This is a genomic window from Pseudarthrobacter sp. NPDC092424, assembly GCF_044754925.1.
Classification (GTDB): domain Bacteria; phylum Actinomycetota; class Actinomycetes; order Actinomycetales; family Micrococcaceae; genus Arthrobacter.
In genome coordinates this window covers 62,190-85,039 of the sequence record NZ_JBIVQC010000006.1, presented here as the reverse complement: position 1 = coordinate 85,039, position 22,850 = coordinate 62,190, and the positions used below count along the sequence as shown (strand labels likewise).

Here is a 22,850-nt window from a genome sequence, read left to right as displayed (position 1 = left end):
AGCAGCAGGAGACCTGGCGCCCCGGTGGAGCGCGCAGGACGCATACGGCAAGATGTTCTGGTGACCCAACTGCCGCGCACCCCAGCCCCAACGTCAACGTCGACAGACCGCCCAGACGGGGCAATCCACGCCCAGCTGGCCGATGAGCTCGGCGTAAAGCCATGGCAGGTCAAAGCGGCAGTCGAACTGCTCGACGGCGGATCCACCGTTCCGTTTATTGCCCGCTACCGCAAGGAAGCCACCGGGACGCTGGACGACGGCCAGCTCCGCGAGCTCGACGAACGCCTCCGCTACCTCCGCGAACTGGCGGACCGCCGTCGTACTATCCTCGATGCGATTGACGCGCAGGGCCAGCTGACGCCCGAACTGAAGAAGGCAATCCTCTCCGCTGACACCAAGTCCCGGTTGGAGGACATCTACCTCCCGTTCAAATCCAAGCGCCGGACCAAGGCACAGGCCGCGCGCGAAGCCGGGCTGGAACCGCTCGCGGACGCCTTGGTCAAGCATCCGGACCTTGATCCCGAGCGCGAGGCCGCCAAGTACCGCAATGCACAGCACGCCATCGATGACTCTGCGGCCGCTCTTGCCGGCGCCCGTTCCATCCTCGTGGAGCGTGCCGCGCAGGATGCAGACCTTGCCGAGACCCTCCGCGAACGGCTGTGGACCCAGGGGAGGCTCGTCTCCCGGGTGAAGAAGGGCAAGGAGTCTGAAGGTCAAAAATTTGCCGACTACTTCGAGTTCGCGCAGGCCCCCGCCGGCATGCCTTCCCACCGGGTGCTGGCGCTGCTTCGGGGTGAGAAGGACGGGATCCTTGACCTCGATCTGGCTGAAGCAGACCCCGCGGACGACGGCGCCCTGGCCGCCGCCCGCACCCGCTACGAGTCTGCGGTAGCCAGGTTCCTCGGGGGTGCCGACCGCGGCCGGCCGGCCGATGCCTGGCTGGTGCAGACCGCCCAGCTGGCTTGGCGTTCCCGCGTCCTGGCCCGTCTCACGGCTGACCTCCGTGGCCGGATGTTTGCCGCCGCCGAAGACGAGGCGGTCCGCGTCTTCGCCGCCAACCTGCGCGACGTCCTCCTCGCGGCCCCGGCCGGCAACCGCTCAACCCTGGGACTGGACCCCGGCCTGCGCACGGGCGTGAAGGTAGCCGTCGTGGACGGGACCGGAAAGGTGGTGGCGACGGATACTGTTTACCCGCACGCACCGGCCAGGAAATGGGACGAAGCCCTCGCCGCCCTGTCCCGGCTGGCGCGGCAGCACAACGTCGAACTTATCGCCATCGGCAACGGCACCGGCTCCCGCGAAACGGACAAACTGGCCTCTGACCTCATCAAACTGCTGCCGGACGTGGACCGGAAGCCACAAAAGCTCGTGGTGTCCGAGGCTGGCGCCTCCGTCTACTCGGCCTCCGCGCTCGCCGCCGCCGAGCTGCCCGGAATGGATGTGTCCTTGCGCGGTGCAGTATCAATTGCCCGGCGCCTCCAGGACCCGCTGGCCGAGCTGGTCAAGATCGACCCGAAATCCATTGGCGTGGGCCAGTACCAGCACGACGTCACGGCGGCGAAACTGGACCGCAGCCTGGACGCTGTGGTGGAGGACTGCGTGAATGCCGTTGGCGTGGACTTGAACACAGCCTCGCCGGCGCTCCTGAGCCGGGTGGCCGGCGTCGGGCCGCTCCTTAGCCAGAACATCGTGGCGTACCGCAACCAGAACGGCCCCTTCGCCAAACGCGCAGACCTGAAGAAAGTCCCCCGGCTGGGTGCGAAGGCTTTTGAACAGTGCGCCGGGTTCCTGCGCATCACTGGGGGAGCCGAGCCCCTGGACGCGTCCAGCGTGCACCCTGAGGCGTACGCTGTGGCGCGGCGGATCCGCGCGGCCGCCGGCTCGGCGCCTGCCGCTTCGCTGGATCCCGCCGCATTCGTGGACGACACGTTTGGGCTGCCCACCGTCCGGGACATCCAGGCGGAACTCGACAAGCCCGGGCGCGATCCCCGCCCGGCCTTTGCTGCGGCAACGTTCTCTGAAGGCATTGAGAAGATCTCGGACCTCAGGCCGGGAATGGTGCTTGAAGGGACGGTCACCAACGTGGCGGCCTTCGGTGCCTTCGTGGACGTCGGTGTTCACCAGGATGGACTGGTGCACGTTTCGGCGCTGGCCGACCGGTTCGTCGCCGACCCCCGTGAGGTGGTCAAGTCCGGCCAGGTTGTCCGCGTCAAGGTCCTGGCAGCGGACCCTGAACGTAAGCGGATCTCGCTGACCTTGAGGCTCGACGACGAGCCCGGTGCCGTTTCCGGCAATGCCTCGCGGCAGCGCGGAAATGACTCCCGTGTCGGGCAGCCGGGCCCGCAGGGATCCGGCACGGGTCTGGCCCAAAGGCCCGGAACGGGATCCGGCAAGAAGCCTTCACGGGCCCCCGGAAAGGCCCCCGGAAAGGCCTCCGGAAAGGCCCCCGGAAAGGCCTCCGGAAAGGCCCCCGGCAGGGCGGTCCCGGTCCCGGATCCGGCCAACACGGCCATGGCTGAGGCGCTTCGCAGGGCTGGCCTGGGTAAGTAGTCGCCTGTCGGGCTAGATGTCAGGCGAGCGAAAGCACGAAGGCGAGGACGAAGCCGGCCGCAGTGCTGAGTGCCACCGCCGGACCTCCGTGTTCGTAGGCTTCGGGCATCAGGGTGTCCGCGAGCGAAGCGATCACGGCCCCGGCGGCGAACGCCAATGGCAGGGAGATGGCTTCCGGGTCTGTCCCGCTCAGTGGGCCGGCGCCAATGACGACGGCGGCCACCAGCAGGATGCCACAAGCCACCCAGAGCCCGATAATGCTCCCGGCGGAGCGGCCCTGGCTGCGCATCGATGCCGCTCCGACCAACGCCTCGGGGAGATTCGAGACGAAGATGGCCGCCAACAGCGCCAGCCCGCCGGTCCCTTCGCCCAGGGAGACCCCGAGCGCTATGTTCTCCGGAACTCCATCCAGGGTTACTGCCGCCAGCAAGGCCAGCCCGGCGGCGCCCTGCGTTGAGGCCGCGGTTGCCGGCTTCTCCTGGACGGCGGCTCCCGTGTCCAGCTTCGCACTGCCTCGCACCTCGTCCGCAGGGGCGGCCGCTTCCGCGGGCCCTGGCTGGGCCCAGCGGTCAAGGAATGCGCTGAGCACAGTAAAAACCACGGCCCCCAGCAGCAAGCCGGCGGCAGCCCTGATGATGCCGCCGCGTTCATAGGCGTCCTGGAACAGTTCGAACGCCAACGCCGTAATGAGCGAACCGGCAGCGAAAGCCAGAAGCATGGCCAGCAGCCGTTTCGGAAGCTCGAAGCGTACACCGATGAGGGCACCCAGCAACAGGGCACTGGATGCAATGACGCCGAACCACAACGACATCAACATGCCGCAAGTATAGGAGCGGTGTTCGACTTTCGGCAGTGCGGGTTTTTCTGTAATGGTGGGCGTATGACCTATTTCCTGGAGTACACAATTCCTGCCCCTGCCGGCGCGGACGAGTTCGAGTTTCCCCATGATGAGATCAATTCCGGCACGACCATCCCGTTGTCTGAGACCCGTGCCGAACACGTCCATGCCTCCGAGCTGCCTGCACGCACCGGCATCGTCGGTGCCACGGTCCCCGAAGCCAAGCTCGAAGCCGAACAGCTCATCGGACACAGCCGCGCCACGGAGGGGTCCCTTTACTTTGACCCGTCAAACTCACTGCAAGCCGGAGTGGGAACTTTGGTAGCAACCTTCCGTGAAGGCTTCGGCTGGCAGGACGAAGCGACCGGAGAGCCATAAAAGCCGCGCAAAAAGCTAAGTGGACCTCGGCAGCGGCGGCGGACTGAAATACCGGTTCCGCTGGGGCGTCCGCCGGGGATCGATATGGCCCGGCGGGGTAAACCACGGGATGCCGTTGCGCATGGTGATACCCCACTCCTCCTTGTGGATGACGTGGTGGTGATGGGAGCAAAGCAACGCAGCGTTGTCTACCGACGTGGCGCCGCCCCGGGACCAGTAGTGGACATGATGTGCCTCGCACCAGGGAGCGGGCATGGTGCAGTTGGGAAACGTGCAGCCCTGGTCGCGGGCCGTCAGCGCAGTCCGCTGCGCCGTCGTGAACAGCCTTGTCCTGCGGCCGAGGTCGAGGACTTCGCTGCTGGAACCCAAGAGGACCGGAAGGATGTCCGCGTCGCACGCCAGCTTGCGGAGGCTCACGGCGGCCACCGGTCCTGTGAAGGCGAACGCTCCGGTGCCGGCCCCCACATGAGGCTCCTGCGGAAACAGATCCCTGTAGTGGACCGTGGCCATAATTTGCGGTCTGCGCCCACCAGTTGCCGGCAGTGCATCGGTGGACAGTCCCGCCTTGACCGCAGCTACGATCCCATCCAGCTGCTTCTGCGGGCGGGAGCGAAGGTCGAGCCGGACCTCGGCCCCGGGAGGTTTGCCGTCGGAGAAGCTCCGGGGTTCCATCGCCTCGTCGGCACCGGCCTTGGCCCCAACTGCCTCGACGTTCGCCCGCGGATTGGTCGCCGCGTTCATGACCGTGAGAAGGTGCTCGAACTGGTCGGTGGTGGCGAATACCTCGATGTGGTGAAGGCCGTGCCGGGGCTTCCGGATGAACGCACCCTGGATTTGGCGAAGGGCCTCTTCGCTGGGCTCGGTGCCATCGGCGTCGACGGTCTCGGCCCAGCGCCGGGCCATCCGAACCAGGAAGTCCGGGTCGGCGGACCCTGCGGTCCGGCTCAGGTCTTGTTCGATCCGGTCCAGGACCGCCGGAGTGGTGAGCCGTTCAAGCCGGTCCAAAGTGGCGCTGATGACGGTTCCGGCGTATGAGGACATTTGTGGCGCGGCCAGGCGGGGCAGTTTTTCGTCCGCCGTGTCGGGGGAGGGCAGCTGCTCAGGGCCACAGACCTCTGGCATAAGTGCGGCAGCCAGATGGCTTCGGGAGGCCGGGACAATCTCGCCCGTCAGGGCGGTGGCTGACAGGACCTGGCGCGCCAAGGCCAGCCGGCGGCGCGCTTCCTGCCTGGGGATCCGCAGGCTGATTCGGAGGAATTCGGAAGCGTCCCGGCAACCGTCGTCCGCGGGGGAAGTCCTGGCCTTCCCGTCCGGCCGGCCCGCTGCGCTTGCTGCATTTGCCACACTGATGGCCCGGGTCCGGGTCCGCTCCACTGCGCCCGCCGCCAGAAGCTGGAGGTATTCCACCCTCCGGGCGAGTTCCTCCACCATGCCGGCTGTGTGGGCAGCCTCCACGTAGGACACCGCATCCAGCGACGCCGATGCCACGGAAGTTGCCGCCGAAATCAGGACACCAGCGCGCTCCACCCAACGGGCCAGATCAGGGCCCAGCTCCGGTTCAGCCGGGTCAGTGCCCCCGAAATCGGAGACGGCCACGGCGTGAAGGCGGCCCGGCACGCCAAGCCGCGTGCCGGCGTCGTCCGCGCCATTCCCCGCAAGAGCTTGCCCGAATGCTTCCACGACTCAACCCTGTCAAACGGCAGCGCCCGCCGTCACCGGCCAATTTCCCTATGTGGACAACCCGCCCGGACGGGGACATTGACGTGTCACCGGGTGGCTGCCACGGCAGCCGTCCGGTAGCTTCCGGGGCCGCTAACGGCGTTCTCCTAAGGGTGCCTGGTTCCGTGCCCCGCCAGGACACTCCGATACCCCTCACGGAAGGTGGGAAACACAAAGTCCACGCCGGTGCTCCGCAGCAGGGTGTTCCGGCAGCGCTTATTGCCACCTCGGGCAGGCCCGGCGTCGCCCACGGGCGGTTCAGCGAGTCCCAGTTCGTTTGCCAGGAACCGCAATACGGAGCCCAGGTCCGCGGGGGCGTCATCCACCCCCACATAGAGGGGCGCGGGGTCCGCCGTCATGCTGCACAACTGCACAATCGAGGCTGCCGCGTCATCCCGGTGGATCCGGTTCGTGTAACGGACGTCGCGGGGGATGACGGCGGATCCGGTCTTCACCTGGTCGATGAGCCGGGTGCGGCCCGGCCCGTAGATGCCGCCCAGCCGCAGCGACACCGCCGCAGTCCCGGTGCCCGCCAGCCGGGTATGCAGCAGGTCCTCCGCCTCCACTAGGACCCGGCCCGAGAATCCCCCGGGGTTCGGCATGGTGCTCTCGTCCACCCAGTCGCCGCCCGCGTCGCCGTACACCGCGGTGGAAGAGACGAACAGGACCCGTTGCGGCGCGACGCCGTCACGCATCAACGCATCCAGCACGTGGTTCACAGCGCCCAGGTAGGCGGCCCGGTAGGCCTCCTCGCTGGGGGAGTCAGCTGCCACGGCAATTACGACGGCGTTGGTATCGGCCGGGACCCGGGGAAGATCGGGGGCACTCAAGTCAGCCGCCACGCCTTCGATGGCAGGCGGCAGTTTCGCGGGGCTGCGCCGCCACCCGACAACGCGGTGCCCCTGCGCGGCGAACCGCAGCCCTGCCTCGGTGCCCAGGTCTCCGCAGCCGGCCAAGAGGATCGTCATGCTATTACGGAGCCTCCACCGGGAAGAACACCCGTGGGTCCTGCAACAATGCCGGGTAGGTGAAGGCCGATCGGTCGATGATCTCGGTGACCGTGAAGTTCCGGCCGAACCGGCCATCCTCCAGCGTGATGGGCCGGCCCACCACCTGGCCCACGGCGAACTTGGAGCCGTTTTCAAACGGCACAGCCACCGGGGTCTTGCCCGGAAGGGTGGAGAACGCGTCCTCCTGCGCCTGACGCTTGCGGGTGGGCTTCTTCAGCTTGGGCCTGGGTGCAGCCTTCTTGGGTTGCTTCGACGGCCGGCGCGAACCGTCCTCGATGTAGACCGGGGAGTAATCCTCAGCCGCGGCAGCGGCGCTGCGGTTCACGAAGGGCAGGGCGACCGTGTCCAGCGTGGCGGGGTCGACATCGTCGTGCGGGGAACGGAGGATCCAGAGGATCTCACCCTCCGGCTCCTGGGGCAGGAACTCGTGCCGCGGTTCGGGCCAGACGTAATCCAGGTCCGGGGTAGCATCGGTAAAGACGGAGCCGTAGAAGGCCGGTTCCTTGCGGAGCAGCCGCGAGCGGTGGCTCAGGTGGAAATCAGGATCACCCAGCCACGGCGGCAGGGTGATCTTCGCAGCGTAGTCCGGGTGGGCGGCCTGGGGCGCGAACTCGGTGATGTTGGCACGGGTGTTATCCGGGTGGCCGCGCTGCTCCCACTCCTCAACCATCGCCAGCCCGTACATGGTGAGCGCGGGCACGTGCCCCATCCACATGCGCACGGCGGGGTGGGTCTGCCAGCCGTATTCCGGAATGACCAGTGCACGCAGGATCTGGAGCGCCTCAACGCGCTGCTTTCCGAGCCGGGCGGTGTCCAGGGCGGCGGCGCTTTGCCGGAAATCAGGGTACGGGAGGAAGGTTTGCATCCATTCAGTCTGACGGCAACCGGCCGATGTTCCAATTGCAGTGCCCGCGGACACATCCTTGCGCGAGGTGTCCGAATAATGGACGCACGCATACGGCGGCGCTTCGGGTGCACTAAGATCTCCGCAACCACCCCAGCGTTTTGGAAGCTTCCCATGACTACTGCATCCCAATTTATCCCTGAAAAAGCACCGGCCCCGCTGCCCCGCTACGGCCAAATGCTCGCCCCGGAGGCCAATGGCATCCTGGTCCTTGACGAGTTCACCCTGGACCCGGCCGCCGCGCTCCACGAGCAGCACCGCTTCCGTGACGGCATGGCGGCAGTCGCCCGCACCGTGCGCAGGATCGCAGCGCTCCGCGTAATCGTCGCAATCGTCGCCATCGGCAACCTCCCCCTGTTCCTGCTCTCGAGCGGTTGGTGGATCTACGGCGTTTCGCTGGCGCTGGTGGTCGGCGTGCATGTGGCGGTGACCCTCATCAACCGGCACGAGCCCAGGATCCGCCAGCGCTCCGCGCTGGAACTGCACATGCACCGCGAACGCAGTGCCAACTACCGCAAGGTGCGGGACGCCGTGAAGTACATGATCGACACTCCCAGCCGGATGAATGAGCAGCTCTACCTTGAACTGCTTGCCGTCAAGCGAGTTGCCCTGAACCTTGCGCACGGCACGGTGGCGCTGCTGGATACCAGCGACGACTCCGCCTGGAAAGTGCGCATCGTCCGGGAACTTCCCGCAGCCGGCTGACGCGCTGGCCCAACATCCGTTTCCCCTGGCCGTCCCGGTTCCGGGCAGCAACAGTTAAAGCACGACGCCGGCACCTCCGTTTGGGGGTGCCGGCGTCGTGCTTTGTGGCCAACGGAATTTGTCTATCGCCGGCCCGATATTGGGTCGCCCTGGGCGGGCGGTGCAACTGCTGGCGCAGCCGCGGGTGCTGGATTACGCGGGGAGCTGCAGGACCTGGCCTTCGAAGACGAGGTCCGGGTCAGCGATGGTGTCCGCGTTCGCGTCGGCCAAGTGCTGCCAGCCGCCTTCGATGCCCAGCTTTTCAGCCACGATGCTCAGCGTTTCGCCGGCGGCGAGGGTGTGGGTCTCGCCGCTCAGTGCCACCTCGGCTGCGTGCGCGGCGCCAGGGGTGCCCACCGGGGCGTTCTGTACCGGCACGCTCTCCACCGGGGCTGACTGGACCGGAGCGGCTTCAACCGGGGCTGCCTGGGTCTGGACCGTGCCCGTCGCGCCGCCGCTCAGGCCCAGCTGGGCGGAACAGGAGGGCCAGGCGCCCCAGCCCTGTGAAGCCTGGACCTGCTCAGCTACGGCAATCTGCTCTTCGCGGGTGGCATCAGATGCCGCGCCGGTGCCGCCGTATGCGGACCAGGTGGAGTCGGTGAACTGCAGTCCGCCGCTGAAGCCATTGCCGGTATCGATCGACCAGTTGCCGCCGCTCTCGCACTCGGCCAGGGCATCCCAGGTGGAGGAGCTGGTGGTGGCGTTTGCGGCAGTGGCGGAGAGAGCCAGGCCTGCTGCGGAAATGGCAGCTACGGTCATCCCGCGGCGCGCGGCAGTACGGAAAGTGGTGTTTTTCATGATGGTGATGCTCCTGAAGGCCACCAGCGCTGGCTCCGTCCCCGAAGATGATCGCGCCACTGCCCGCCCCTGACGAATAGAGGTCAACTTCGGCTGCTGCCGTTGGGCAGTTGGGTGAAGGCAGCGCCGGGCATTCATGGGCCCGCCGGGCGGGCATGCACTTCACGCTAGGACATGGCGGGGCCGTTATCAAATCGAGATCAAACCTGGGTGGAAGCTGGTGGTCGGCTGGACGAGGCACGATCCGTCCGCGCGCACTATCCTGACCGGATGGATAACATTGCGGATGGCCCGGCTGTGTCAGAGCTCCCGGACCAGGCGGCCGTTCCCGCCAAACTGCTTCCGGTGGCCGAACTCCACCTTCACATCGAAGGCACCCTGGAGCCGGAACTGATCTTTGCCCTGGCTGAGCGCAACGGCATCGACTTGCCCTATTCCGGTCTGGACGAGCTGCGCCGGCGCTACGAGTTCACCGACCTTCAGTCCTTCCTGGACCTCTATTACGCCAACATGGCGGTGCTGCAGACGGAGCAGGACTTCGCGGACATGACGCGTGCGTACCTGGAACGGGCTGCCGCTGCGGGTGTCCGGCATGCGGAGGTCATGATGGACCCGCAGGCGCACCTGTCCCGTGGCATTCCGTTGGAGACCTGCGTCAATGGTGTCGCCTCCGTCCTGGCCAGCTCCATGCAGGACTACGGAATCTCCACCATGCTGATTGCCGCCTTCCTGAGGGACCTGCCGGAGGACTCCGCGCTGGAGGTCCTGGAGGCACTGCTGGCCATGGGCGCTCCCATCGGGGCCGTGGGCCTGGACTCGGCAGAGGTGGGCAACCCGCCAGCCAAGTTCGAACGGGTCTTTGCCCGGGCGCGCGAGGCGGGCCTGAGGCTGACCGCGCACGCAGGCGAGGAGGGTCCGCCGTCGTACATTATCGAGGCCCTGGATGTACTGGGCGTGGAACGGATCGACCATGGCATCCGCTGCATGGAGGATCCCGACCTGGTGGAACGCCTGGTCGATGCCCGCATCCCGCTGACCGTCTGCCCGCTCTCCAACGTCCGGCTTCGTGCCGTAGACACTCTCGCGGACCATCCCCTGCCGGCCATGCTCGCCGCAGGCCTGAACGTTTCGGTCAACTCAGACGATCCCGCGTACTTCGGCGGCTATGTGGACGATAACTTCGCCCAGCTCCAGGACGTTTTTGAGCTCTCCGATTTCGATCGGGCCCGGCTCGCCGCGAATTCCGTCCACTCGTCCTTCGCCAGCGAGGAGCGGAAGGCCCAGCTGCTGGACGAACTGAACGGGCTGTAGGGCGCCGCGCAGCACTGCCGCCCTGTCCTGTGTCCTACGCAACAACCGGTGCGCGATGCCGCTAAACTGGTTCCCGCAGGCGTGTCTGGAGAGTGCAGGGCGGCACCCATGTCTGCGGGTTGTGCAGTCAGCCCCTACCGGGATCTCCGCCTCACTTGTTGCGATGACCGCTTCATAGATGGTCATGACACGCAGAGTTAACCATTTCAAGTCGCGCGAATTAACCGGCAGTTGGCAAGATGCCTAAGACCGATCGCTTTATAAAAGGGGAATCATGGCCAAGTCCACCGCAGAAAACACCTTCCTTCGACTCAAGACGGTGCTGGATGTCCTGACCGAGGGTGTGTGGTCAGGCGATGCGCTGAACGCCGGACAGGTCCTGGCCGAGGCCACGGCCCGGGTGCCGTTCAACGAGCATGAGGCCGAGCTTCTCAGCGGTGGCATTCCCCGCGGCCACAAGACCCTCACCGCTGCCACGGCCAAGCTGGTCAAGGCCGGCTGGCTGGTCAAGGGCCGTTCCGGCTGGACCATCACCGAGGACGGAATGCGTGCCACGGTCGCCTTCCCGGATGCGGTCTCCTTCGCCACCGCGCTCGACGCCGGCACCCCGGTTCCGGCCGGTACTCCCGTTCCCGAGGCTCCCGCCGGATTCGTCCGCAGCTTCGCTCCGGTAGCAGCGACCGGCGCAGGTGCGGACGCGGCAAAGGCCGCGGACAAGGGAGCTGCGAAGAAGACCGCCAAGCGGACCCCGGCGAAGAAGGCCGCCGAGGCGGTGGGCAAGGCAGCGAAGGTTATCGAGGACGCCGTCGAGCCCGTGGTGAAAGCCGTGCGCAAGGGCAAGGCAGCGCCGGCTGAAGCCGCCGCTCCGGGCGCCGCCGCCGAGCCCCTTGGGGGTCCCGACGTCGAAACCCTGCCGCAGCCTGAGGCCGTGGCCGTAGCCGGCGACTTCAACACGATCCTGGGAGCCCCGGAAAACTGGGCACCGCAGTACGACGAAGCCCAAATGGAATTCGACTTCCTGGACCAGCTCTGGAAGAAGAGCGCTGAACTCCCCGCCGGGTACTACACGTTCAAGATCGCCCTCAACCGGTCCTGGGACGAGAACTACGGCGCATTCGGCACCTTCGACGGCGCAAACCACGAACTGCACCACAGCGGTGGCACGGTGACCATCCGCTACAACCACAGCACCCGCGACATCACCATCAACTAGCAGGTCATCATCACCTGAGCAGCCGGGGCCGGCGCCGGAGGGGAGCACCATGGGCAGGCACAGCGGTCCGTCAGACGGCGCGGTGCGGATGAGCGCGCGGGTCCACGGCGTGGTCCAGGGTGTGGGATTCCGTTTCCGGACCATGGGCAAAGCCGAGGAGTTGGGCCTCACCGGGGTGGTGGAAAACCTCGCCGACGGTTCCGTCTCCGTGGTGGCCGAAGGGCCGGAAGAGCAGGTATCCAGCCTCCTCGACTGGCTGCGTTCCAGCCACGCGCCCGGACGAGTTGAACGGGTGGACCAGTCGTTTACCGCGGCAGAGGGTACGTTCCGGGAGTTCAGCGCCCGCTGAGCCCCAGGAACGCGCCCAGCTCTTCCAAGGCCGCCGGTCTGTGCGGCATGTAGCTGGTCAGCTCCGGAGCGCGCACGATCACGGCACGCCACTGGCCGCGTGACACCGCGACGTTGATGCGGTTCCTGTTCAGGAGGAAATCCGCCCCGCGCGGAGCTTCCGACACCGCCGAACAGGCCATGGACACGATGACCACAGGCGCTTCCTGGCCTTGGAATTTGTCCACTGTGCCCACCCGTACTCCGGGCAGTCCGGCGTCGGCCAAGGTCTTCCGGATGAGGTGGACCTGGGCGTTGTAGGCGGCCACTACCAGCACGTCCTGCTGGTCCAGGGGGCGGGGCTCCGCGTCGGGGCCGGACACCCACTTCAGGCCAAGGTGGCGGTGAACCTGTCGGAGCACTTCGCCGGCCTCCTCGACGGAGGAGGTGGTGTTACCCGTGTGGTCCACGAAGACAGTTTCCACCCCGGCGGCCGGTCCTTCCAGGGACCGGAGCGACGCCGCGGGGGCGGATTGCAGCCGGCCGTCGTAGCTCAGCCGCGAGACCTTGCCGCAAAGATCCGGATGCATCCGCCATGAGTCAGCCAGGAAGTACCCGAGCGGGGCCGGCAGCGTGGCATGTCCGGCAGCGAGCCATCCGAGTGCTGACTCGTCCACCGGCTCCGGGTGCGCGCCCTGCGTGACCTGCGGCAGCTGCTGCGGATCGCCCAGCAGCAGCAGCCGCCGTGCCGCGCGGGACACTGCCAGGGTGTTGGCAAGGGAAAACTGCCCGGCTTCGTCGATGACCAGCAGGTCCAGGGAGCCTGCGGGAACTTCCTTGCCGGTCATGACCCACGCGGTTCCGCCCACCAGGCATCCGCCGGGAGCCGCGAGCAGCGCGGCGACGTCCCCGTCCCGTGTGTGGTTCCACGGCACCTCGTGGCGGTCGGCCAGTTTTTTGGCGACGACTGCGGGGCTGACGCCGCCGGTGTCGACGGCCCGGCAGAGCAGGTTTTCCACGACGTTGTGGGACTGGCCCACCACGCCGATCTTCCATCCCTCGGCCACCAGCCTGCCGATGACGTGGGCTCCCACGAAGGTCTTGCCGGTACCGGGCGGCCCTTGCACGGCCAGGAAGGACCGGTCCAGGTCAAGCAATGATTCCGCGATGGCGGCGGCGTAGCCGGCCGTGCCGTCCGGGCTGTACCGCACCGGGACCGGGGCGGTGAGCGTGTGGAACCGGGGCGGCCGTTTGCGCAGGATGTCCAGGCCCGGGTGGGCGGGCAGGTCCGGGAATGTGGCGGCAACGCTGTCCGCGATCTCCGCAAGGGCGGCTTCGATGCCGGGGGTGCGAATGGGCTGGTCCTCCGTCAGGGCCACGGGAAAGTCCGGGTACGCCGCAACCTTGCCGGTCTCACGCTCCACTACCGTAACCAGGACCTGAGCGGGGTCGTCCTGTGCCGGCACGAGGTCGGTGATCCGGGTGCCGAAGGCATAGGCCCGGGCATCGGCGGCAGCATCCGGGGCGGCCATGCCCGGCGGCGGGGGAGCGTCGAAAAGTCGGCACCAGGTGGAACCGGCGCGGAAATCCGATCCCTCCGTCATGGTGCCGCGCAGGCGCACCACCCTGCTGCGCATCCGTTCGCGAGGTTTCGCCAGAGCCCAGTCCTGCTCAACCTCGGCGGAGGAGACAACGAACACGTTCCGCTGCTCCGACCAGCTTTCCAGCGGCGCTTCGACGCGGTCGAAGTGCTGCCACCAGAACTGCTTGCGCTCACGCCGATGGTAGCCCGTGGCCGCCGCCACCATGGCGATGGCACGCTCGTCGTCCGTCCACGGACGATCGTCCGGAAGCACTGACAGGTAACGGCGCAGCCGGGATTCCCCGCCGGACTCGGTGAGGATTCCGTCCGCGGCTTCCCCCGTGGACTCAGTGCCGGGATTCTTAGGGTACTCACCGGCTGGATCACTGGAGGCCTTCCCTGACGTTTCGCTGCCGGGCGTGCCTGCGGCTGCTCCACCAATGTCCAGCAGCCAGTCCCGCAGCCGCAGCGTGGACAGGCAGTCATAACGGTTGTAGTCCGCGATGGAGGCCAGGACCGTCTCGGCCTCCTCCTGCCGCCCGGCATCCCGTGCCGCGCAGTAAGCGGCGTAGGCCACCACGGAGGCGCCGGCGTCCTTCACATCGCCCGAGCGGAGGTTGTCGCCCATGTAGAGAGGTTCGAGCTTTTTGATGGAGTAGGAGGCTTCGGAAATCCGCAGCGAATGGCGGACCGTGGCGTAGAGGTCCACCAGCACGCCGTCCCGCAGCCACTGGTCCACGGTGTCCTCCCCGGCCTGGTGGACCAGGGAGAGATTCCGGAGGGCAGTCCTCTCGTACGGCGCATAGTGGTAGACGTGCATGTCCGGGTACGCGGCCCGCCGCTCTTCCACGTAGGCGAGGAAGGCGAGGAATGCATTGCGCTCGCCGGAACGGGAATGGGCCCAGAAGGGCCGGAAGACCGGTTCCGTTCCGGCCCCGGGACATTTGCCGGTCCCGGGCGCGGGTGCTTCGACCACCCCGAACAAGTACTCGATGCCCCACACTCCTGTGGCCGGGTCCTGCCACAGCGGATCGCCTTCGAAGTCGAAGAAAATGTCACCCGGGCTCGGGGCAGGCAGGGAGCCGATGCTGTTCTCCGGCAACACCGTGAAGGACACCGTGTGGGGCTCCCCGTCCTTGGTGAAGGTGCGCGACCCGGCTACCGGGTCAAGGCCCAGCTGCATGCGCGCCTGGGCCCGAAGCCGGGCCACGGCCCCCTGTGCCACGGCAGCCGGCATGTCGGCCAGTTCGTCGATGGTGGCGATGTTCGCGGCGAGCAGCTTCCGCCGCTGCACCACGGACATCCCCGCCACCATGAGCAGGTCGCGGTGCGCCTGGACCTGTTCGGCGCAGTAATCGCAGCGGCCGCAGTGGACCACACCTGGCTGCTGCCACTGAACCGTCCCCGCGCTCTCGCGGTGGGTGGCCGTCAGCTGGCGGAAGCGCCGCCGTCGTTCGTGGAAAACCGGAAGCAGGTCCGGAAGTGAGTGCGTGCTGCGCAGCCAGTCGTCGCCTACGCGGGTGCCCAGCACCAGTGTGACGACGGGGGAGGGGTCCAGGCCCATCCCGATGAGCTGGTCACCGTAGGCGGCCAACTGCAGCAGCGCGCCCACTTTGGCGTGCCGCGCCAGCTTGGTGTCCCAGACTTCATAACGCCCCGGCGTCCCGGACCCCGCGGCCTCATTAACCAGAAAGTCGGCATACCCCAGGAACTCACCGTCGAAGAAAGTGGCTTGGAAGACGACGTCGGCCCCGGACCGGAGCGCGAGTTCCGTCTCGGCATGCCTCGCCTGGAGATCGCCGCGGGTGTTGGGCCCGCGCTCCAGCGAGTAGACCCCGGCACCCCGCGACGCGTCCCACACTCCGTACCTGGCGGTGAGGCTGGCCAGGACCTCCTGTTCGTGCCTGTCGCCCAGGACGCCGGCACGTGCCTGCATATCGTCGGCCGGGAACCCGGCCTTGGGAGAGCGGCCCAGCTTCTCATCCAGGATGCGCAGGGTCCGGTATTCGCATTCGCTGGCCGCCACCAGGTCGCTGGCGGAAAACACCAGGTCCGGCGGTGATCCGGGGCCGCCGTTGCCGGCGGCTTCGAGCAGAAACACGGGGCCTCCCCATCGACAGCCGGGCCGGCGGACGGTTGCCCGGGCCCTGGAATAAACGTAGCAACCGGCACTGACAAAGCGGGCAGCGCCCGAAGACCTCGGCTGCCAGCGCGCGCCTGCGAACCCCGCTGCCGCTGTTCGGGTGTGGACCGGGGCGCTGGTGCTAGCCGCCGTTGGCGGCGCGCACCTGGGCCTTGTCATGCTCGGCACGGGCCCGGCGCAGCAGGTCCGTGAATTCCGTTTCGTTCCGGATAAGCCGTTTGTACTTCTCGGGCAGGTTGCGGATCTGCTCTTCCTCCCGCACCATGCGGGCGAAAATCTTGTCCCGCTCCACCATGTCCGTCTCGTAGTTCAGGTCCAGGTAGTCCGTAGCGTGCCGGCGGGCATTGGAGACGGCGTTCTTGGCCTTGCCCTTGGGGCTGAAGATCGACGCCAGGACGGTGACCAGCAGCACTCCCAGGATCGCAGTGAGGGATACGCCGGTGCTGACCTCGACGACCTCCACGTGCTCGCCGCCGTTGATGAACGGCAGCGTGTTTTCATGCAGTGCGTGCAGGATCAGCTTGACGCCGATGAAGCCCAGGATGGCCGCCAGGCCGTAGGACAGGAAGATGAGCCGGTCCAGCAGTCCGTCGATCAGGAAGAAGAGCTGGCGCAGTCCCATCAGTGAGAACGCAGTCGCCGTGAACACGATGAACACGTTTTGGGTGAGCCCGAAGATGGCGGGAATCGAGTCGAGTGCGAACAGGATGTCGGTGCCGCCGATCGCCACCATGACCAGGAGCATCGGGGTGAGCACGCGCTTGCCGTTTTCCACGGTGAAAAGCTTGTCGCCGTCATAGTGCTGCGACGCCGGCAGGAACTTCTTCGCGAGCCGCACCACCAGGCCTTCGGCGTCATCGTCGTGGTCGTCGGGGCGGAGCAGGTTGCCGGCCGTGATCAGGAGGATCAATCCGAAGATGTAGAACACCCAGGCGAAGCTGTTGATCAGGGCAGCGCCAAGGAAAATGAAGGCCGTCCGCGCGATGAGCGAAAAGACGATGCCGAACAGCAGCACCTTTTGCTGGTCAGCCCGGGGCACCCTGAAGCTGGAAATGATGATCAGGAACACGAAGAGGTTGTCGACGGACAGCGCCTTCTCTGTGATGTAGCCCGCGAAGTATTCGGCGCCCATGGTGGTTCCGCCGAAAAGCAGCACGCCGAGCCCGAAAAGCAGCGCGATGCCCACATACAGGGACGACCAGATGGCCGCCTCCTTCAGCGAAGGAGTGTGGGCCTTGCGCACGTGGAAGAAGAAATCGAACGCCAGCAGCGCCACGATTCCGGCGACGGTCAGCGTCCAGACATAAGTGGGTACTTCCACGCGGCGGACCTTTCGTTGGAGTCCCTACCAGCGTACCTAAGCAGGCTTCAGAAGTTCGTGCTCGATGACGGCCGGGGTTGAAAGCGTCTTATAGCCCTCCTGCTCAAAGAGCACGGTGATGACGTCATCCTCATGCCGCATCACCAGGCCCGGGCCCCACTCCTTGTGCACCACTGCGGACTGGAGGGGAAAAGCTTGCGCAACCGCCGGATCCACTGCGCCGGTAAGCCCGGCCTCCCTTCCCGGCCCGGCGGCGCCGTGCGTTGCCGGTTCCCTGGCGCTGCTGGCGGCAGCCGTTTCCACGCAGTTGTCGCAGTTTCCGCAGGGTTGTGGCAGATCCTCGCCAAAGTACCCCAGCAGGAACTGCCGCCGGCAGCCATCGGTCTCGGCGTAGGCGCGCATCATGGCCAGCCGGGAATGCTCGACGTTCTGCCGGGCTTCGGAAAGTTCGACGGCGGTGCGCACCACAGTGGGAAGGTTCTCCGCCGACATGAGGCGGACGCCCCTCTTACCTGCCGCCACGGCTCCGGCTTCCTCGAGCTGGTTGACCAGGCCGGTAATCCGCCGCGCCGGCATGCCGGTCTGTTCCGCGAGCGCGCTCCGGGGTGTGGGCCCGCCCGCTGACCTGAGCGCCTTCAGCACCGCGAGCAGGGCGTCCGGGTCCGGAGCGCGGGTGGTGAAGAACTTTCGCAGCCCCAGGTCCTCCGAGCGGTAGTGCAGGATTGCCGCCGCAGGTTCGCCGTCCCGCCCCGAACGGCCGATCTCCTGGTAGTAGGCGTCCAGCGATTCCGGAATGTCGGCATGGACCACGAAACGCACGTTCGGCTTGTCGATTCCCATGCCAAAGGCAGTGGTGGCCACCACCACGTCCAGGCGGTCCGCCAGGAAGTCTTCATGGATTCGTTCGCGTTCCCGTGCCGGACGGCCTGCGTGATAGGCCTCTGCGCGCAGCCCGTCAGCGACGAGTCCGGAGGCGTAAACTTCCGTGTCCTTGCGCGTGGCAGCGTACAGGAGGCCGTGGCCGTCGCCCGCAAGTGCAGCCACCTGGCTCAGGACGGCCTGGCGCTTGATCTTGTCTTCGTGGTGTCGGATCACGTCCAGGCTGATGTTGGGCCGGTCGAACCCGTGGACCAGGATGAGCGGGTCCGCCATCCCCAGCCGTTCCACGATCTCGTCGCGTACCGGCGGGGAAGCCGTAGCTGTCAGTGCTGCGACCGGCGGATTCCCCAGCTGCCTGCGCACCTCGCCCAGGCTGAGGTAGTCGGGGCGGAAATCGTGGCCCCAGGACGAGACACAGTGGGCCTCGTCCACGACAAACAGCGAAATGCCGAGCGCTGCGATACGCTGCACCGTGGCGGGCTTGGCCAGTTGCTCCGGTGCCAGGAAGAGGAACGTTGCCTTTCCCGACTCCATAGCCTGCCACGCTGCTTCCACCTCCGCGTCGCCATGGGAAGAATTGATGGCGACCGCGGCGTCCGTCCCGAGGTCCTCGAGCAGCCCGTCCACCTGGTCCTCCTGCAAGGCAATCAACGGCGAAACGACGACGGCGGGAGCGCCCTCGGCTCTTCCGCCGCCCTGGTGCAGGTACAGGGCCGCCACCTGGTAAATGGCCGACTTGCCGTACGCGGTGGGCATCACTGCGAGGACGTCGCGGCCCGCGGCCAGGGCCGCCATGCCGGCCAGCTGGCCCTCACGCAGGCACGGCAGGTTGAAGGCGGACGCCGCGAGGGCGCTGAGGTCATGGTGGTCCGGCATCTGGCTTCTCCGCACGGTGGTTCCAGCGGCCGCTTGCTTCAGCCGTGGAATCCAGCGTACGCGGGCCAGGTTCCGTCGTCGCCATGGAAAATCCGCTATGTGGACAAAATCCCTGAATTGGTCTGCAACCCGGCCGCCGCGCACCGTGGGCCCTCCTTGACTTCCTGCGCACCCTGAACAAGTCTGGAGAAATCTGGTCCGCCGGCATGTGCCGCGGGTACCCGGGCCAGGACCAAGCCAAGGAGCATGTCGCGTGACGCGTGAAAACCCGAAGGTCGAAGAAGCCGACGAGTCCGAACTGGAAGTCAGCGGGCACCCCAAAACCTGGGCTGCCGGGGTTCCCGGGGTCTACTACTCCATGCAGCCGGCGCTCAAACATATGGGCGTGGGCCGGGCGGGAAAGACGCTTCTGGCGCTGAACCAGAAGGACGGCTTCGACTGCATGAGCTGCGCCTGGCCAGACCCGGGCCATCGCAAGACCTTCGAGTTCTGCGAGAACGGCGCCAAGGCCGTTACTTGGGAAGCCACCCCGGTAGTCATTGGCAGCGACTTCTGGGCCGGGCATCCCGTCAGCGAACTGCGGCAGCGGTCCGAATACTGGCTGGGCATGCAGGGCCGCCTCACCGAACCGGTGTACCGGAAGGCGGGGGAGGACCACTACCGCCCCGTCACCTGGGCCGAGGCGTTCCGCATCGTGGCGGACAAGCTCACTTCACTGGACAGCCCTGATGAGGCCGCTTTCTACACCAGCGGCCGCACGTCCAACGAGGCCGCGTTCCTGTACCAGCTGTTCATCCGCGCGTACGGGACCAACAACCTGCCGGACTGCTCCAACATGTGCCATGAATCCTCCGGCTGGGCCATGGGCCAGACCATCGGCATCGGCAAGGCCACCGTGTCCTACGACGACTTCGGCAAGGCCGACCTCATCATCATCATGGGCCAGAACCCGGGAACCAACCACCCGCGGATGCTGACCGCCCTGGAGGAAGCCAAGGAAGCCGGCTGCAGCATCGTGGCAGTGAACCCGCTGCCGGAGGCCGGGCTGATGCGCTACAAGAACCCCCAGAAGGTCAAAGGAATTATCGGCCGCGGCACTGACCTGGCGGACCAGTTCCTGCAGGTCCGGATCGGCGGGGACATGGCGCTGCTGCAGGCGGTCTCCAAGCGCGTGCTAGACGCCGAGGCCGCCAATCCTGGCACCGTGCTGGACCATGCATTCCTGGAAGAGCACTGCGAAGGCCTGGAGGAACTCCGCGCCCACCTGGCGGGCCTGGACGACGCAGCGGTCCTGGAGGCCACCGGCCTGCGGGCCCAAGAGATCGACGAACTTGCTGCCCGCTACCTGGCTGCGGACAAGGTGATCATCACCTGGGCCATGGGTATCACCCAGCAGAAAAAGGGCGTCGCCACCATCAAGGAGATCATCAACCTGCTGCTCCTGCGCGGCAATATCGGCAAACCGGGGGCCGGCGCCTCGCCCATCCGCGGCCACAGCAATGTCCAGGGCGACCGCACCATGGGTATCTGGGAACAGATGCCGCCGGCCTTCCTGGATGCCCTGGGCAAGGAATTCAACTTCGAACCGCCCCGAAGCCACGGCTATGACGCCGTGGAGACAGTGCGTCGGATGGCCGATGGCGGCATCAAGGCCTTCATCGCCCTCGGCGGCAACTTCGTGGGGGCGATTTCGGACACCACGGCGGCCGAGGCCGCCATGGAAAACACCGAACTGTCAGTCCAGATCTCCACCAAGCTCAACCGCTCGCACACGGTAACGGGCACCGAGGCCCTGATCCTTCCGACACTGGGCAGGTCCGAGATCGACCGGCAGGAGTCCGGCCCGCAGTTTGTCTCCGTGGAGGACACCGTGTGTGCGGTGCATGCCTCGCACGGCACCGTGGAACCCGTAGCCCCTGGCCTGCTGTCCGAGGTGGCAATCGTCTGCAGGATGGCCGAAGCGACGGTGGGTGGCCGGACCACGGCCGATTGGGCCGGCTTCGAAAAGGACTACGACCTCATCCGTGAGCATATTTCCCGCGTGGTCAACGGCTGCGAGGACTATAACCGGAAGATCCGGCAGGACGGCGGGTTCATCCTGCCCAACGGTCCCCGGGATTCGCGGACGTTCAACACCCCTACCGGCAAGGCCATCCTGACGGTCAACGAATTGGAACACGTGCAGCGGCCGGACGGCACACTCATCCTGCAGAGCATGCGCTCCCACGACCAGTTCAACACCACCATCTACGGCCACAACGACCGGTACCGGGGCATCAAGAAGGGCCGCGAAGTCGTGTTCGTCAATCCGGAGGACCTGGCTGAACTGGGGATCTCGGACGGCGACCATGTGGATGTCCGGGGCGTTCATCCAGACAATGTGGAGCGCGTCCTGAGGAACTACCGGGTGGTCTCGTACCCGTCCGCGCGCGGATGTGCCGCTGCCTACTACCCGGAGGCCAACGTCCTGGTGCCGCTGGAAAGCGTGGCCGAAGGAAGCCAGACGCCCGTGTCCAAGGCCGTCATCGTCAAGCTGGAACCGGTGGGCTGAGCCGGACCGCGGAAATGAGCGGCGCCGGCCAGCACGGACTGTGCGGGCCGGCGCCGCTCATGCTTTTGAGCCCCGCCGGTACGGGCTGATTGGCTTACTGCGCCGTGTCCGCCCAGCCACGGCTGGCGGGACCGCCGTCGGCGCCGTCGCTGCAAAGCTGAAAGGCGACGCGCGCTGCCTTCTCCACCGCGGCGGCTGACGCGTCCTTCGAACCAGCGCTGCCTGTGCCGGCTTCGAGCCCGGCCGCGTAGCCCACCAGGAACGTGGTGACGGGCGCTGCCGCATGGATCACGGAATCCGCGGACTCCCGGGCCAGGTCGAGGAGCAGTTCCTGGTCCACCTTGAGGTCCAGGATCTGCAGTGCTTGGGCCAGCCGGTTGCTCCACTGGTCAAGTACCTGGGCTTCGTGCTCACTCACAGCCATGTTCCGCTCCTTCAACGCTTGGGTGCGGGCCGCCTGTCGAGGCCCGCCGTACTGACGCCGACACTACAAGGCTTCGGCAAAGAAGTCACCGGACTCCCGGACGAGGACCCGCGAAATTCAGCCGAGCCGGGCGTTGACTGCCGCCGGCGAGAAGACCTCGTTCACGAGAAGCGACGACATGCCGCGGATGGCGGCGTCCTCACCGAGGGCCGCCAGCCGCACGTCCAGGTGCCGCGTGGCGCGGGGCAGCGACATGGGATAAAGCGTTTCGCGGATGCCGCCTATCAGGGAAGACGATGCGAGGTCCCCGGCGATCAGCAGAACGGCGGGATTGAGGAGGCACACCACGGTGGCCATGACCTCGCCCAGCCGCTGCCCGGCCTCGTGGGTCAGGCGCATCGTGTCCACGTTTCCCGCCAGCAGCTGCCTGCGTACGTCGCGGCCGGACTCTGCGGGAATGCCGAGGTCCGTCATTTGGCGGGCGACGGCCCCGCCGCTGGCTCCGGCGGCCAGGCAGCCGAGTGAGCCGCACTGGCACACCAGCCCGGCAAATGCAGGGTGCCGGACATGGCCGATGTCGCCGGCGCCGCCGTCCACGCCCTGGTACACGCGGCCATGGATGACGAGGCCCGTGCCGATGCCGGTGGACACCTTGACCAGGCAGAGCGAACTGACTCCGGCAAACCCTGCACTGTACTCACCCACAGCCATGGCATCGGCGTCGTTCTCCACCAGGACCGGAACGGGGAATGACTCCTGGACCAGTTCCACGATGGGGTAGGCATCCCACCCAGGCAGGATCGGAGGCTGGCTGGGCCGAAGCGTCTGCGGGTCCACGGGCCCGGGGATGGACAGTCCGACGCCCGAGATCTTTGCCATGGGCACCTTGGCGCGCTTCAACAGGCGCTGCCCGGCGGCGGTGATGGCGTTCAGGACCTTCTCCGGGCCGTCGGTGACGGCAATGTCCAGATGCTCGTCGACAAGGATCTCACCGCCGAGGTCCGTGAGGGCCACCCGGCTGGAACGCGTCTCCACGGAAGCGGAGAGAGTGCAGGAGTGCTGCAGGTTGAAGGCGAGGTCGGTGGGCCGGCGGCCGCCCGAGGGCCGGGCCGAGCCCGCTTCCCGGATCAGTTCGGCGCGAAGGAGCGCGTCCACGCGCTGGGCCACCGTCATCCGGGACATGCCGGTCTCTTCCTGGATGTCGCCACGGGTCCGCGCCCTGCCGGAGCGGATCAGGTGCAGGACATCACCGGGTCCCACGTACATTTGCGGCTCCTTTTGT

At 66.9% G+C, this 22,850-nt stretch carries 17 protein-coding genes; 7 read left to right on the top strand and 10 right to left on the bottom strand.

From position 1 onward, the window contains the following. The first annotated feature begins 60 nt into the window (after positions 1-60). On the top strand, positions 61-2,550 hold the full coding sequence (locus ACIQCN_RS10725; RefSeq protein ID WP_400610854.1) for a Tex family protein: 2,490 nt from the start codon (positions 61-63) through the stop codon (positions 2,548-2,550). A 19-nt stretch (positions 2,551-2,569) separates the two neighbouring features. On the opposite strand, the gene ACIQCN_RS10720 is transcribed toward ACIQCN_RS10725, so the two are convergent. Continuing rightward, entirely contained in the window at positions 2,570-3,367 is a 798-nt protein-coding gene (locus ACIQCN_RS10720) for a ZIP family metal transporter (RefSeq protein WP_400610852.1), read from the bottom strand. A 63-nt stretch (positions 3,368-3,430) separates the two neighbouring features. Here ACIQCN_RS10720 and ACIQCN_RS10715 point away from each other — a divergent pair, with 63 nt between their 5' ends. Further along, positions 3,431-3,766 (top strand): hypothetical protein, encoded by a 336-nt coding sequence (locus ACIQCN_RS10715; protein ID WP_400608091.1) that lies wholly within the window; start codon positions 3,431-3,433, stop codon positions 3,764-3,766. 15 nt (positions 3,767-3,781) lie between these two features. Here ACIQCN_RS10715 and ACIQCN_RS10710 read toward each other — a convergent pair whose 3' ends face one another. The 3 genes from ACIQCN_RS10710 to ACIQCN_RS10700 all read right to left on the bottom strand — a co-directional run bounded on the left by ACIQCN_RS10710 (position 3,782) and on the right by ACIQCN_RS10700 (position 7,360). Continuing rightward, on the bottom strand, positions 3,782-5,446 hold the full coding sequence (locus ACIQCN_RS10710) for a DUF222 domain-containing protein (RefSeq protein ID WP_400610851.1): 1,665 nt from the start codon (positions 5,444-5,446) through the stop codon (positions 3,782-3,784). A 146-nt stretch (positions 5,447-5,592) separates the two neighbouring features. Next, complete coding sequence (locus ACIQCN_RS10705; protein WP_400610849.1) at positions 5,593-6,453, bottom strand: SDR family oxidoreductase; 861 nt, start codon at positions 6,451-6,453, stop codon at positions 5,593-5,595. 4 nt (positions 6,454-6,457) lie between these two features. Further along, positions 6,458-7,360 (bottom strand): MSMEG_6728 family protein, encoded by a 903-nt coding sequence (locus ACIQCN_RS10700; RefSeq protein WP_400610847.1) that lies wholly within the window; start codon positions 7,358-7,360, stop codon positions 6,458-6,460. Between the two features lie 216 nt (positions 7,361-7,576). Here ACIQCN_RS10700 and ACIQCN_RS10695 point away from each other — a divergent pair, with 216 nt between their 5' ends. Beyond that, positions 7,577-8,104, top strand: a complete 528-nt coding sequence (locus tag ACIQCN_RS10695) for a hypothetical protein (protein ID WP_400608269.1) — start codon at positions 7,577-7,579, stop codon at positions 8,102-8,104. A gap of 192 nt (positions 8,105-8,296) precedes the next feature. On the opposite strand, the gene ACIQCN_RS10690 is transcribed toward ACIQCN_RS10695, so the two are convergent. Beyond that, positions 8,297-8,941: a transglycosylase family protein gene (locus ACIQCN_RS10690; RefSeq protein WP_400610845.1), complete on the bottom strand. Its 645-nt coding sequence runs from the start codon at positions 8,939-8,941 to the stop codon at positions 8,297-8,299. Between the two features lie 270 nt (positions 8,942-9,211). Between ACIQCN_RS10690 and ACIQCN_RS10685 the strand changes: the two genes are divergently transcribed. The 3 genes from ACIQCN_RS10685 to ACIQCN_RS10675 all read left to right on the top strand — a co-directional run bounded on the left by ACIQCN_RS10685 (position 9,212) and on the right by ACIQCN_RS10675 (position 11,814). Beyond that, positions 9,212-10,252 carry an adenosine deaminase gene (locus ACIQCN_RS10685; protein ID WP_400610843.1) on the top strand — a complete coding sequence of 347 codons (1,041 nt, stop codon included), beginning with the start codon at positions 9,212-9,214 and terminating at the stop codon, positions 10,250-10,252. 274 nt (positions 10,253-10,526) lie between these two features. After that, positions 10,527-11,465: a glycosidase gene (locus ACIQCN_RS10680; protein WP_400610841.1), complete on the top strand. Its 939-nt coding sequence runs from the start codon at positions 10,527-10,529 to the stop codon at positions 11,463-11,465. A 49-nt stretch (positions 11,466-11,514) separates the two neighbouring features. Next, complete coding sequence (locus ACIQCN_RS10675; protein WP_400608072.1) at positions 11,515-11,814, top strand: acylphosphatase; 300 nt, start codon at positions 11,515-11,517, stop codon at positions 11,812-11,814. Here the strand turns inward: ACIQCN_RS10675 and ACIQCN_RS10670 are convergent. The 3 genes from ACIQCN_RS10670 to ACIQCN_RS10660 all read right to left on the bottom strand — a co-directional run bounded on the left by ACIQCN_RS10670 (position 11,801) and on the right by ACIQCN_RS10660 (position 18,593). Further along, the gene (locus tag ACIQCN_RS10670; RefSeq protein WP_400610839.1) at positions 11,801-15,475 is read right to left on the bottom strand and encodes a TM0106 family RecB-like putative nuclease; all 3,675 of its coding nucleotides are present in this window, start codon (positions 15,473-15,475) and stop codon (positions 11,801-11,803) included. The two genes, ACIQCN_RS10675 and ACIQCN_RS10670, sit on opposite strands and share 14 nt — an antisense overlap. 163 nt (positions 15,476-15,638) lie before the next feature. Beyond that, on the bottom strand, positions 15,639-16,838 hold the full coding sequence (locus tag ACIQCN_RS10665) for a TerC family protein (RefSeq protein ID WP_400610837.1): 1,200 nt from the start codon (positions 16,836-16,838) through the stop codon (positions 15,639-15,641). A gap of 36 nt (positions 16,839-16,874) precedes the next feature. Continuing rightward, positions 16,875-18,593 (bottom strand): RecQ family ATP-dependent DNA helicase, encoded by a 1,719-nt coding sequence (locus tag ACIQCN_RS10660; RefSeq protein ID WP_400608065.1) that lies wholly within the window; start codon positions 18,591-18,593, stop codon positions 16,875-16,877. Between the two features lie 253 nt (positions 18,594-18,846). Here ACIQCN_RS10660 and ACIQCN_RS10655 point away from each other — a divergent pair, with 253 nt between their 5' ends. Next, a complete protein-coding gene (locus ACIQCN_RS10655; RefSeq protein WP_400608062.1) occupies positions 18,847-21,144 on the top strand; it encodes an FdhF/YdeP family oxidoreductase in 2,298 nt (765 codons plus the stop codon). A gap of 94 nt (positions 21,145-21,238) precedes the next feature. Here the strand turns inward: ACIQCN_RS10655 and ACIQCN_RS10650 are convergent, their stop codons facing one another. After that, positions 21,239-21,568: a DUF6457 domain-containing protein gene (locus tag ACIQCN_RS10650; RefSeq protein ID WP_400608059.1), complete on the bottom strand. Its 330-nt coding sequence runs from the start codon at positions 21,566-21,568 to the stop codon at positions 21,239-21,241. Between the two features lie 117 nt (positions 21,569-21,685). Further along, positions 21,686-22,834: an ROK family protein gene (locus ACIQCN_RS10645; protein ID WP_400608057.1), complete on the bottom strand. Its 1,149-nt coding sequence runs from the start codon at positions 22,832-22,834 to the stop codon at positions 21,686-21,688. Positions 22,835-22,850: the final 16 nt, after the last annotated feature.

Excerpts from the sequence above, each read along its gene's own strand:
- ACIQCN_RS10680 (WP_400610841.1), top strand. The coding sequence starts at position 10,527 with ATGGCCAAGTCCACCGCAGAAAACACCTTCCTTCGACTCAAGACGGTG.
- ACIQCN_RS10705 (WP_400610849.1), bottom strand. The coding sequence starts at position 6,453 with ATGACGATCCTCTTGGCCGGCTGCGGAGACCTGGGCACCGAGGCAGGG.
- ACIQCN_RS10650 (WP_400608059.1), bottom strand. The coding sequence starts at position 21,568 with ATGGCTGTGAGTGAGCACGAAGCCCAGGTACTTGACCAGTGGAGCAAC.
- ACIQCN_RS10685 (WP_400610843.1), top strand. The coding sequence starts at position 9,212 with ATGGATAACATTGCGGATGGCCCGGCTGTGTCAGAGCTCCCGGACCAG.
- ACIQCN_RS10645 (WP_400608057.1), bottom strand. The coding sequence starts at position 22,834 with ATGTACGTGGGACCCGGTGATGTCCTGCACCTGATCCGCTCCGGCAGG.
- ACIQCN_RS10720 (WP_400610852.1), bottom strand. The coding sequence starts at position 3,367 with ATGTTGATGTCGTTGTGGTTCGGCGTCATTGCATCCAGTGCCCTGTTG.
- ACIQCN_RS10660 (WP_400608065.1), bottom strand. The coding sequence starts at position 18,593 with ATGCCGGACCACCATGACCTCAGCGCCCTCGCGGCGTCCGCCTTCAAC.
- ACIQCN_RS10700 (WP_400610847.1), bottom strand. The coding sequence starts at position 7,360 with ATGCAAACCTTCCTCCCGTACCCTGATTTCCGGCAAAGCGCCGCCGCC.
- ACIQCN_RS10715 (WP_400608091.1), top strand. The coding sequence starts at position 3,431 with ATGACCTATTTCCTGGAGTACACAATTCCTGCCCCTGCCGGCGCGGAC.
- ACIQCN_RS10675 (WP_400608072.1), top strand. The coding sequence starts at position 11,515 with ATGGGCAGGCACAGCGGTCCGTCAGACGGCGCGGTGCGGATGAGCGCG.
- ACIQCN_RS10690 (WP_400610845.1), bottom strand. The coding sequence starts at position 8,941 with ATGAAAAACACCACTTTCCGTACTGCCGCGCGCCGCGGGATGACCGTA.
- ACIQCN_RS10695 (WP_400608269.1), top strand. The coding sequence starts at position 7,577 with ATGCTCGCCCCGGAGGCCAATGGCATCCTGGTCCTTGACGAGTTCACC.